The sequence below is a fragment of the Roseofilum sp. Guam genome (genome assembly GCF_017746735.1).
GTDB classification, from domain to species: Bacteria; Cyanobacteriota; Cyanobacteriia; order Cyanobacteriales; family Desertifilaceae; genus Roseofilum; species Roseofilum reptotaenium.
This window is the reverse complement of record NZ_JAGHZN010000085.1, coordinates 1-11,036: the sequence shown is the minus strand read 5'-3', so window position 1 is coordinate 11,036 and position 11,036 is coordinate 1. Positions and strand designations below refer to the sequence as shown.

The following is an 11,036-nucleotide window of genomic DNA, read 5'->3' as shown; positions in this document are numbered from 1 at the left end:
ACAGCGATCGAGCCAGTTCCAGGATACACTCGCAGCAGAAGATATGGAAGGTGGAGACTTAGAATATGTCGAGTGGATGAGAGAATATCAGTTGTTTTTAGAACTGGAGGAAACAATTAAGAGTCTCAAGAGTTGAGAGTATGTCAGTTAACGATTATCCAGAGTGAATTACCCATGATTGATGAAATTGTGGATGAGGTGATTGATAACTTCACTTAATTTAACCCACGTTTTCCTACGATATGGAAAAGCCAACTGGGAATTAAAACAAATTCAAAATAGCGATCGCTTTTCGGTTAATATACAAATAGGGGCAAATTTGCGCTTTTAAGACCCTCTTGGGTTTCGAGGTATCGAGATGAAGATGAAACGTAGGGCGATCGCCCAAGATACGCTCAACATTCTGAAAACTGGCTCTTATCATGGGGAACAAGGGCAAATCCTCAATATCGAGCAGGAGATTAAAGCCTGTTTAGCAGGAACAAGATACTATGAACCCGAAGCTCTAATTACCCTTGAAAAGCAGGTTCTTTCTTCGGCTCCCCAGTTTGAGAATACTGAATTTGTGGTTAGAAATGAAACGACGTTGTCCGGTGCAGAGCGTCTCGCGCGATCGCAAGAGTTTGAAAAAATTGGGGTGCTTAATTTTGCCTCCTCTAAAAATCCCGGAGGTGGATTCCTCAATGGCGCTCACGCTCAGGAAGAAAGTTTAGCTCGCAGTTCGGCACTGTACCAAAGTTTAACTCGATGCCGCCAATACTACGACTATCACCGCGCCCATCGCGATCTCTTATACTCCAATCGGATGATTTATTCAGCCCATTGTCCTGTTTTTCGCCAAGATGATGGTACCTTGCTAGAGGCTCCCTATCTGGTTGATTTTATTACCAGTCCGGCTCCGAATGCTGGGGCAATAACCCGGAATAATCCCAAACAGCTCCAACACATTCCCGAAGTATTGCGCGATCGCACCAGTAAAGTCTTGACTCTAGCGGCACATTACGGTTGCGATGCTTTAGTCTTAGGGGCTTGGGGATGTGGCGTTTTTAGGAATAATCCTGCACAGGTTGCCCAAACTTTTGCTGACTTTCTTTTACCCCATCAACCCTTTTGGGGACGATTCAAAACCGTATTATTCTCCGTACTCTCCTCGAACAAACAGCAACACATCTTAGCTGAATTTGAACACCGATTTAGTTCCACCTCATTAGGTTGAACATAATAAGGTTTCACTCAATTTGAACGATATCATGAAGTAAAGGCGACATTTACCTCATACAAAAAGGAGAGAAAAATGACTGTTGTCACCCTACCCAAAATTATGAACCCGGCCTTTGAAAACCGGTACGGGGTTCCGGCATTTAATGCTTTCGATGATATTACGATGGATGGCTTGATTAAGGGGGCTGAGGCATCTCGCTCCCCCTTGATTATTCAAATCTCAGTTAAAACGATTAAATTCTGGGGAGCCAAAGTGATCCAGGATATGTTTAGCAACATGGCCGAACGAGCCTCAGTCCCCGTAAGCCTCCATTTGGATCACTGCCCCGACCCCGAAATAGTCAAAGAATGCCTCCGGTTGGGCTGGAATGCGGTACTCTTTGATGGTTCGGGGTTCTCTTTTGAGGAAAACTTTCGCACCACTCAAGAAATCACCAAATATGCGGCTCAGTACGGCGCTCATGTAGAAGGGGAAGTGGTCGCGGTGGCAGGTGTTGAAGATGACATCGGGAGCGATACCGAAGGGCAACTGATTTCTATTGAACAGGCGATCGCCTTTGTCAAGGAAACTGGGATTTACTGTTATGCACCCGCTATTGGCACCGCACACGGTTTTTACAAAGCGACCCCACAAATTCGCTACGATCGCATGGAGCAGATAGTAGAAGCGACCCATACTCCAATGGTTCTGCATGGGGGCAGCGGTCTGAGTGATGAGGTCTTTTTAAGACTGATTAGTCTGGGTACGGCTAAGGTGAATATCTCCACCGCACTCAAGCAAGCTTACGCCGATCGCTTCCGCACTTACCTCGAAGAGCGACCCACCGAATACAATCCCTTGAAATTGGTTGGTGCGGTCCATAGTGAAGTGATGAAATTGACGCAGCATTATTGTAAGTTGTTTGGCAGCGAAGGAAAGGCATGAAAAAAGCACTAATCTTTGATTGCGATGGCGTGTTGGCTGACACCGAGCGAGATGGGCATTTAGTCGCCTTCAACCAAATGTGGCGCGAACAGGGCATCAATTGGCAATGGAGCCTGGAACAATATGCCCAGAAAGTTAAAATTGGCGGCGGCAAAGAGCGCATGTTCAGCTTGGCACAAGATGAGGATTTTCGAGCTGTTTATGCGGTTCCAGAGTCGGAGGAGGCATGGTGGAATATTGTCATGGGTTGGCATAAGCGCAAAACGGAAATTTATAAGCAGGCGATCGCATCCGGGGCAATTCCCGGTCGTCCTGGTGTCAAACGCCTAGCCCAGGAAGCTTTGGCCAAGGGTTGGCTGCTCGCCGTTTGTTCGACATCTGCGATCGCTTCCGTAGAGGCAGTGCTGCGCCACGTCATGGGGGTTGAACTGGCTCGTCAATTCGCCGGAGTTTTTGCCGGCGATATGGTCAAAGCCAAAAAACCTGCCCCAGATGTTTACAATCTGGCAGTGGAAAAATTGAACTTAGACCCAGCTCACTGTGTAGTTGTAGAAGATACGCGCAATGGTTTGCTGGCTGCCACTGCTGCCCGGATGACCTGTATCGTCACCTACAATGAGTTGACCAACAATGAGGATTTCAGTGAAGCGGCATTAGTATTGTCGGATTTCGGAGAACCTGGGAACGAGGCGATCGCGATCGGTCAAAATCGGACGAATGTTCAACCACAGGGATATTTTACCGTAGATGACCTGGAGCAGGTTTTGGCTGATTCTCTGGTATAAAATGTAGGGCTGTCATCGGGAGCCAGGGGGGCGATCCCAAAACCCCCTTAAAAAGGGGGCTTCATAGGCTCAATTGTTGCAAAATGAAATAGAAATGGTGTCTGATCACCTCAAAAACTGCCGAATGCGATCGCACTGATTATTTCATACCAATAGCAACAAAGTTAAAATTGGAATTTATTGACTGATTATTAAGGTCTGCAATCTGCACTCGAAACTGATTGGACACAGCATTGCTACCTCTTAAAGTAGCAACATAATTATTTGTAGATTCAGATCCCTGCATCGGAGTTACCACGACAAATGGTGCGGTTGAGAACGTATCCGGAGCAAAAGTCACGATATAGTCTCCCGTGTAACCATTATTGTATTCAGCAGAAGCGTAATAGTTTTCAGTACAGTTGACAGTAAGATTGCCGTTAACGTCAGTGAGACTTCCACCTACAATTACAAGCATTGAAATAAACCTCTTAGTTAATTTAACTTTGTCATTCATATTAGGATGAATGACAGGAGATGGCGATAACAACTCCGGTAATTCTCCTCGCTCACCAAGAACCCAAGAATGCAAGTACGCCAATTCTGAGGGTGTGCAGGGCAAGGAGCATAACCATCGGTGTAAACAATCAGGCGATCATAATCCTTGCTTGCAGCCTTTAGGTTTTTTGGCTTAGGCTTGCAAGGTCAAGGTCGTTTTCCGCCCTTCTATTATTCAGACGATTTCAAGGCGCGATGTCTGATTTTTTTTCGAGTTAGAGTCAATTTTTGTGGGAGCATTTGACAATATTACAACCAGGAAAATCATAATGGGACTTCCGGCTATATTGGGTAGCGGTCTAGCAATCTAACATAAAAATCTAACCTTGACTGCTCAGAAAACTCAAACCACGCAGGGACTATCTGGCAAGAGTTTCTTCAATTGTGTCAGTCGATCAGGATCTAAAAGGTGCGTGAGAGCTTTGTTTCGTGCATTGGTTGATCGCCCTATTTTAGATATTGTATTTATTGGCAAGTGTTAGTCAAAAAGTATCGGAGAGAAAGATGGCGCGAAGTAGTTTGGAGAATATAGAACTGGTCGTCCGCACGATCGCTCAAACATCCATTGATAATGAAAAATATTTTACTGAGTTGGATGGTGTGGTCGGTGATGGGGACTTCGGCACCTCTCTGGAAAGCGGCTTTAGTGCCATTTTGTCACAATGGGACGACATCGATCGCAGTAGCAGTGAGGGTTTTCTGCTCGGATGTGCCAAAATTATCTCCAGAAATATTGGCGGCACGTCCGGTTCAATTTGGCGGGGTGCTTTTCGCTGTGCGGGCAAGAGCATTAGCGGTAAAGAAATGCTCACCGCTGAAGATGTTGTCACGATGTTTCGCGCTGCGGCAGATGGAATTATGGATCGCGGGGGAGCGAACCTAGGCGACAAAACCCTGCTCGATGCCTTAGTCCCAGGGGCAGATGCTTTTGAGCAAACAATAGCCAATGGCGGCAATACTCAAAACGCGATCGATGCAGCGGCCAAAGTAGCACGAGAGCAGGCAGAAATTACGAAAGCTTGGGTCGCCAAACGAGGTCGGGCAGCCTATACGGGCGATCGCAGTAAAGATACTTATGATGCTGGTGCAGTAGCTGTAGCTGTGATGTTTGAAAATGTCGCCACTGCCTGGGCGAAATCTTAAGGATCTTAAAATCATTTCTGACTCAGAATGAGCAACTAATGATCTTAAGATCTGACTTACACAGTCAAAGAAATTTAACTGACCTCAAGGGTAAGCTTGATCAGACTCGTGGGGTTGGCACATCAGTGGTCATCAATCGGAGGAAAAAAATAAATGAAGAAATTTGTTAATAATCCCAAGCAATTTGTTCCCGAAATGCTCAAGGGAATCGAGCTGGCTAATCCAGGTAAGGTTAAATATGTCCCCGACTACAACCTGATTATGCGAGCCGATGCTCCCAATGATAATAAAGTCTCGATCATTCAGGGTTCCGGTTCCGGTCACGAGCCAGCCCATGTGATGATTGTCGGCCAGGGGATGCTTGACGGGGCCTGTCCGGGGGATGTTTTTTCGGCTCCGCCCATTGATTATGTCGTCGAGTCTTCCAAACAGCTCAACTCCGCCAAAGGGGTGTTGCATATTGTCAACAACTATACGGGCGATCGCGCCGCGTTCCGCGATGCCGCTGAAGAATTGGAAGATGAAGGGATTACAGTAAAAACTATTTTTGTCGATGATGACGTAGCAGTTAAAGACAGCCTCTACACCGTCGGTAGGCGTGGCGTGGCGGGCAACTTCTTTGTCATCAAAGCAGTTGGCGCAGCGGCAGAAAAAGGCGCTTCCCTCGATGAATTGGTTGCTCTCGGAGATCGGGTCAATGATGTTATTCGTTCTATGGGAATGGCGTTGACGGGCTGCACTCCCCCAGCCAAAGGCGAACCCATTTTCACCCTAGCAGAAGATGAAGTTGAGATGGGTGTCGGCATTCATGGGGAACCGGGTCGAGCGCGGGAAAAATTAACCAGCGCCAATGAAATCGTCGATCGCATGTTGGAAGCTATTCTCACCGATGCCAAGCCAATCTCAGAAACCGAAACCGCTGCCCCCATCTTTAATAATGGCGATGAAGTGGCGTTGATGATCAATGGTTTAGGGGGTACGCCAATTTCCGAACTTTATCTGCTGTATGGCTATGCTCACGAACAGTTGGAAGCCAAAGGTATCAAGGTGTGGCGCAGCTATGTGGGCGAATATTGCACCTCATTGGAAATGGCCGGGATGTCAATTACCTTATGTAAGGTGGATGATGAGTTGAAAGATTTGTTGTTGGCACCCGCCGAGATTCCAATTCGGGTGTTTTAGAGATATCAACTCAAGAAACCGGGTTTCTATGACAATTTTTGCAACAAGAGTGAATATTTTTCAAAGAAACCCGGTTGATGGGCGATCGTGATCGCACTACAAGATTAGCGAACGCACTCACTATTGTAAAACATTTACCATTTGATTGAGCTGATTATTATTTAGCCCTTGCAAAAAAGGAAGTTCAAAGCCTCGAAAGTTAGCTCCTGTTGCAATATTCCAAGACCAGTAGAACCTATCATTATGAAGAAAACCTTGCTGGTTGATCCTGTAAACCAAAATAACCATGAACTCTAAAATAATACCTACATCATGATTTGCTGGCCGATCAATTAGCATTGGTCTTTGTAATTGGTTGTTTGCAACCCTCACTGCCCCATTATTTTCGACTAATTGCCCGTTAGTAGAATAAACGGCCAAACAATTGAAATGAGGAAGTTGTGGTTCATTCCCTAATGGTAAGGTTGTTATTTGTATAAAAGTATCGTAATCTTCGGGTCTTAGATATGGAGGTTGATTAAGGTGATCTATAAACCACCCTGTTTGTTGATTCAGATTAAAAGATTCGCGTTTAAACTGTTCAATTGGATTGTCATTCCAACCCAATAAATTATTTAGAACATCTAGATTATCTACTACTTCGCCCTCATTTCTAACCCGACACAGTTGTAGAAAACCTGCATTATTGAAATTGTTTGGCAATCCAATATTATTTATAACCCCTATAAATGCTCCTGTTACACCACCAGGATTGTATTGTATGACATTCATTTTTTTCTCCTTAAAGTTAACTATTTACAACGAAGCTTGACACCTTACCCTTCACATGCGCTCCAACGCAATGTTAGATAATTGATTGATGCCACAGATAAGCGAGGATACGTTACGGCTTTGGTCTGAGGAAGAGGCAGGCTACAGATATTCCTCATTGCTTTCCGCGAGCTTCTACAGAAAAGACGAACCCAAGGCACCTTTTTGGTATTTTTCGACTTTATGCTCCGAACTGGCGTTAGCACTCTCCTTGAGAAACCATTACCGGTCCAGTTGTAGAGCTGCCATCGCCCACTACAGCTCACTCTCAACTCTAACCCATCGCTTCATTACTCAATTGTTGCTTCGAGCAATCCCCACTTACGCTGACGAACGCGATCGCCGCATTGGCTTTTAAGATAAGCCCTTGCCCCAGATGCTGTTGATTTGGATAACAACTCCGGTAATTATCCTCGCTCACAAACAACCACAGAATACGGGTACGCCGATTCTTGGGCAGTGCGGGGCAAGGAGCATAACCATCGGTGTAAACGATCGGGCGATCGTAATCCCGGGTGTATCCCGATGTTCCTCCAGATACGCCAGCACAGGGTCAAAATTCGCGTGGCAAAGGGCGTTGCTTTCTCTTGCAAGAGGAGCGATCGCATACAATCCAAGTCTTGAACGTCTTGAATGAATAACGTCGCTATCCTTGCTTGCAGCCTTCAGGTTTTTTAGCCGAAGCTTGCAGGACCGAGAAGCTTTTTGCCCTTCTACCCTCAAGACGATCTCAAGGCGCAATTTCTGGATTTTTTCGAGTTAGAGTGTTTTGTCTGATCGCCCATCAAAACCGATGCTGGGACTCGCAGTTTTGCCCACGCGATCTCACGATATTCCAAGCTGGGGCTGTCTTTTCAACAAAGGAAGGAGCGATCGCCGCTTACATCACAGTCCTAAGCCAGCGATCGCCCTTTATCTCAACAATTCTACGGATTTACGCCTCAAAAAATTTAGCCAATTCCTGAGTCAGAGTTTCTACCATTGTTTGGTCTTTAGCTATCTCTACGGCTGCTTCTTGGGCAATCGTCGTAGCTTCTTCTGGGGGCAAATTCACCAATTCAACCAACTTTTTATACGCTTCTTCCTCTTCAGCATTAATCAAATCTTCATCAGGAGTACGGGCGCTAGAGGCAATCACTTGATACCCCAATTTCAAAGCAACTTTACGCTCTTCAACTGTCTCTAACTTCGGAATTAACTCCTCCAGAGGCAAATTTTGCATCATATAATCCCGTAACTCTTGTTTCAGTGCTTCCTGTTGTGTTGAGTTTCCGGGAGCAAACAATTGACTAAAGCGATCGAGCATCACATCCACTTCTTCAGTGGCTAACTCCCCATCAGACCATGCCATGGCCGTAACCACACGCAATACATTCATCTGACGGGGCGTAATGGGAGGAGGGGGTGGGGGTTGCACAGCCATAAAATCTCCTTTTGGTGGTGAATTGTAATTTCACATTATTACCATAATCGAGAGGGTATAGGCAATTGGGGAGGCAAAAGGCAAGAAGTAAGAGGGAAAACCCGGTTTTTCCTATTCCCTATTCCCTTTAATTCAGGGTAGAAACCATGGCTGCCACCAACTGATCTGGATTTACGGCAAAGGGAAGATGATGGATATCCGAAGATTCAGCACAGGCGATCGCCGCAGCTTGTCGCAATTGAGCTAACGTCACCTCCGCTAAACCCAAGTCTTCTAAGGTTTTGGGTAAACCAATTTGATCGTAAAACTGAATCAACTGTTGGCGAGCAGAGAGAGCTAAATGATTATTTTGAATCATTTCTTCTAGGCGCAGTTGCACCAAAATGCCATAGGCAACTTTCTCCCCATGGAGAGTTTTATGGTTGGTGCAAATATGAGTTAAGCCATTATGCACGGCATGAGCAGCTACGGTGCGACATTGAGCGCCTCCCAAGCCTCCACTGACTCCCGCCATCAACACGCAAGCATCGACAATGTGTTGCCAGGTCTCGCTGCCAGGATTTTGCAGTCCTTCTAGGGAATGTTGCAAGAGGATATCGCGCAGAACTCTAGCTTGTTGCACAGCAGCGATAATTAAAGTCTGTTCCGAATGACCGCTACTCACAGAAGATTCATACCATTTGGCGATCGCATCTCCAATTCCAGCAACTAATGTCCGCTTCGGAGCAGTGAGCATCAGATTGTAGTCTAGGATCAGTAGATCGGGACAGCGCTCTAGAGGAACATCATAGAGAAATGCCCCCTGATTAGAATAGACATTCGAGAGAGCAGTCCAAGCGGCACAGGTTGCTCCAGAAGTAGGTAGGGTAGCGATCGCCAGATGGCATTGATGGGCAACCAGTTTGGCTGTATCTAAGGCTTTACCCCCACCGACACCAATAATAAAATCAGCTTGATGATCGGCTACCGCTTGGCGTAGGGTTTCTAAAGAAGTTTCGCTACAGTCCGGGAGATAGGAAGCCGTTTGAGCCGTTAACCCTTGGTCTTGAAGAACGGGAAATAGACGCTCTTTAATCGCACTCAAAGAGCGATCTCCCCCAATCACCAAGGGACGCTGGCCTAAAGCCGCTAATTCTGGGCCACATTCGTCTAAAATCTGCGATCCTCGGATCACTCGCGCTGGGGCTACATGAATGGTTATCCGACTGGTTACTGGAGCGATCGAGCGCAGCAAAGTTGTAGAGTCAGAAGTTAATGGGGTGGATTGGATCATCTATAGCATCTCCTAATTAAGAAGGATTTAAAGTCTGAAGCCGGTTTAGTTGTTGTTGGTTAATCTCCACTTTAATATCTCGCTCTTCCTGATAGACCGATTGTTCAGCTTTTCCTAAATAGATCGGTTCGGATATTTGGGGTTCGGGGTGGATAATAGTGCGTGCCAGTACAGTGGGGAGATCGCCCTCTGTTGTCGGTCGCCCATAGGAAAAGAGGTTAATGGCTGCTTGTTTAAGAGTTGCTTCTAATTCCGATTCCGTAATTTGGGGCGGTACGGCAATCACGGTATGAGTTGCACCATTGTCGAACACCAGAGAGTAATGCACCGATCCAGGAATGACAGTTCGGGTAAAGGGCACTAAGCTCAAGGCAAATACACTGACGGTTAAGACTACCATAAACGAACTCACACCGACAAAGCGGAAGCGAAACCCCCACTTGAAGATAAAGCAAAGGACAGTAAAGGCAATAGTGACTCCGGTGGCGATCGCAAACCACTCAGAAGCCTGTAAAAAATCTGCGGTTGTGGGCATGGCAATATTATCTTAAGTTATGTTTAGCCAAAACTTATCATAGGCCATTTAGAGATTCCTGAGTGACGATCGCTAGTGAAATCACAGATGGCGTGGTCGAAGGGGATTTAGCGATCGTCGGGGGTTCCGATCCACTTTGGGTGTGGCAAGAGGCGATCGCGATCGGTACGTTATAATCGCGATCGATATCAAATTCAGATTCTTTTTAAATTATTGGATACAGACTACTATGATGAACACAATCGAGTTAAAAGTAAGTCTACCCCCAGGCTTATCTGAGGATGAAGCAAAAGTCCTTTTAGCCATCAAACTCTATGAAGTGGGTAAGGTATCCCTGGGAAAAGCTGCCAATTTAGCCGGATATTCTAAGCGAAGTTTTATAGAAATTTTAGGCAAATATCGCGTTCCCGTATTTACCTATTCCCCCGAAGAATTGCGCGAGGAAGTTGGGTTATGAATTCAGTAGTGATTACCGATAGCACTTGTTTAATTGGTCTAGAAAGAATTGGCTATCTAGATTTGCTTCCGGCGCTTTTTCAGGAAATTATAATTCCCCAAGCTGTACAAGCAGAGTTTGGGAGTTATCTGCCTTGGCTTCAGGTAGAAAAACCGTCAGATTTGGGGATGGTGGGGGCGATAAAAATGCTGGTTGATGAGGGGGAAGCTGAGGCGATCGCTCTGGCTTATGAACGAGGATTCCAGATTATTCTGGATGACCGACAAGCCCGATCTGTGGCTAAAAATCTGGGAATTTCTATGATTGGCACTGTGGGTGTTTTAGTTAAAGCAAAACAAGCTGGACTCATTTCATGTCTCAAGCTGCTTCTGGATGAATTACAAGTTAATGGATTTTATCTCACTGAGGCTTTGAAAGTAGAAGCTTTGAAGTTGGTAGGAGAAGGATAAATCGTTGGCAATTGTGAGCGATCGCAATTCCGAGATGGCTTTATCCTGAAAGAGGAAAGTATGAAGAGGTGACAAGATGGCAGAAATTATTTTCAAAACCGATAACCCAGAGGGAGTGACGGAACTGGTTAAAAAGGCGATCGCCGCCGAACTCTGTCGATTAGAAAACAGCCAAAAAATTGCCAGAAAGCGGCTGGATTATTTTGAAGAGAAATACCAACAGCGATCGAGCCAGTTCCAGGATACACTCGCAGCAGAAGATATGGAAGGTGGAGACTTAGAATATGTCGAGTGGA

14 protein-coding genes are annotated in these 11,036 nt (G+C 45.8%); 8 read left to right on the top strand and 6 right to left on the bottom strand.

Going from position 1 to position 11,036, the window contains the following annotated elements:
* Positions 1-358: 358 nt before the first annotated feature.
* From J7529_RS23380 to J7529_RS23370, 3 genes are all read left to right on the top strand, one after another.
* Positions 359-1,216 (top strand): TIGR02452 family protein, encoded by an 858-nt coding sequence (locus J7529_RS23380; RefSeq protein ID WP_318730972.1) that lies wholly within the window; start codon positions 359-361, stop codon positions 1,214-1,216.
* 78 nt (positions 1,217-1,294) lie between these two features.
* Positions 1,295-2,146 carry a class II fructose-bisphosphate aldolase gene (locus J7529_RS23375; RefSeq protein WP_318730971.1) on the top strand — a complete coding sequence of 284 codons (852 nt, stop codon included), beginning with the start codon at positions 1,295-1,297 and terminating at the stop codon, positions 2,144-2,146.
* A complete protein-coding gene (locus J7529_RS23370) occupies positions 2,143-2,931 on the top strand; it encodes an HAD-IA family hydrolase (protein ID WP_318730970.1) in 789 nt (262 codons plus the stop codon). The genes J7529_RS23375 and J7529_RS23370 overlap by 4 nt, the downstream gene beginning before the upstream one ends.
* Before the next feature lie 139 nt (positions 2,932-3,070).
* Here J7529_RS23370 and J7529_RS23365 read toward each other — a convergent pair whose 3' ends face one another.
* Positions 3,071-3,502 (bottom strand): hypothetical protein, encoded by a 432-nt coding sequence (locus tag J7529_RS23365; protein ID WP_318730969.1) that lies wholly within the window; start codon positions 3,500-3,502, stop codon positions 3,071-3,073.
* Between the two features lie 470 nt (positions 3,503-3,972).
* Between J7529_RS23365 and dhaL the strand changes: the two genes are divergently transcribed.
* Together dhaL and dhaK are read left to right on the top strand one after the other, a co-directional pair.
* Complete coding sequence (gene dhaL, locus J7529_RS23360; RefSeq protein WP_318730968.1) at positions 3,973-4,611, top strand: dihydroxyacetone kinase subunit DhaL; 639 nt, start codon at positions 3,973-3,975, stop codon at positions 4,609-4,611.
* Positions 4,612-4,764: 153 nt separating this feature from the next.
* Positions 4,765-5,793, top strand: coding sequence for a dihydroxyacetone kinase subunit DhaK (dhaK, locus tag J7529_RS23355; protein ID WP_271940940.1), 1,029 nt, complete (start codon positions 4,765-4,767; stop codon positions 5,791-5,793).
* Between the two features lie 120 nt (positions 5,794-5,913).
* Here dhaK and J7529_RS23350 read toward each other — a convergent pair whose 3' ends face one another.
* From J7529_RS23350 to J7529_RS23330, 5 genes are all read right to left on the bottom strand, one after another.
* Complete coding sequence (locus tag J7529_RS23350) at positions 5,914-6,564, bottom strand: hypothetical protein (RefSeq protein ID WP_318730967.1); 651 nt, start codon at positions 6,562-6,564, stop codon at positions 5,914-5,916.
* Positions 6,565-6,877: 313 nt separating this feature from the next.
* Positions 6,878-7,024, bottom strand: coding sequence for a hypothetical protein (locus J7529_RS23345; RefSeq protein ID WP_318730966.1), 147 nt, complete (start codon positions 7,022-7,024; stop codon positions 6,878-6,880).
* A gap of 513 nt (positions 7,025-7,537) precedes the next feature.
* On the bottom strand, positions 7,538-8,026 hold the full coding sequence (locus tag J7529_RS23340; protein ID WP_271940947.1) for a TerB family tellurite resistance protein: 489 nt from the start codon (positions 8,024-8,026) through the stop codon (positions 7,538-7,540).
* Between the two features lie 127 nt (positions 8,027-8,153).
* Positions 8,154-9,299 (bottom strand): iron-containing alcohol dehydrogenase family protein, encoded by a 1,146-nt coding sequence (locus J7529_RS23335; RefSeq protein WP_271940950.1) that lies wholly within the window; start codon positions 9,297-9,299, stop codon positions 8,154-8,156.
* A gap of 16 nt (positions 9,300-9,315) precedes the next feature.
* A complete protein-coding gene (locus J7529_RS23330) occupies positions 9,316-9,834 on the bottom strand; it encodes a Ycf51 family protein (protein ID WP_318730965.1) in 519 nt (172 codons plus the stop codon).
* A gap of 229 nt (positions 9,835-10,063) precedes the next feature.
* Here J7529_RS23330 and J7529_RS23325 point away from each other — a divergent pair, with 229 nt between their 5' ends.
* From J7529_RS23325 to J7529_RS23315, 3 genes are all read left to right on the top strand, one after another.
* On the top strand, positions 10,064-10,291 hold the full coding sequence (locus J7529_RS23325; RefSeq protein ID WP_318730964.1) for a UPF0175 family protein: 228 nt from the start codon (positions 10,064-10,066) through the stop codon (positions 10,289-10,291).
* Entirely contained in the window at positions 10,288-10,740 is a 453-nt protein-coding gene (locus J7529_RS23320) for a DUF3368 domain-containing protein (RefSeq protein ID WP_318730963.1), read from the top strand. Before J7529_RS23325 ends, J7529_RS23320 begins: the two co-directional genes overlap by 4 nt.
* A gap of 76 nt (positions 10,741-10,816) precedes the next feature.
* The coding region (locus J7529_RS23315; RefSeq protein ID WP_318730962.1) for a hypothetical protein at positions 10,817-11,036 on the top strand (220 nt) is incomplete at its 3' end.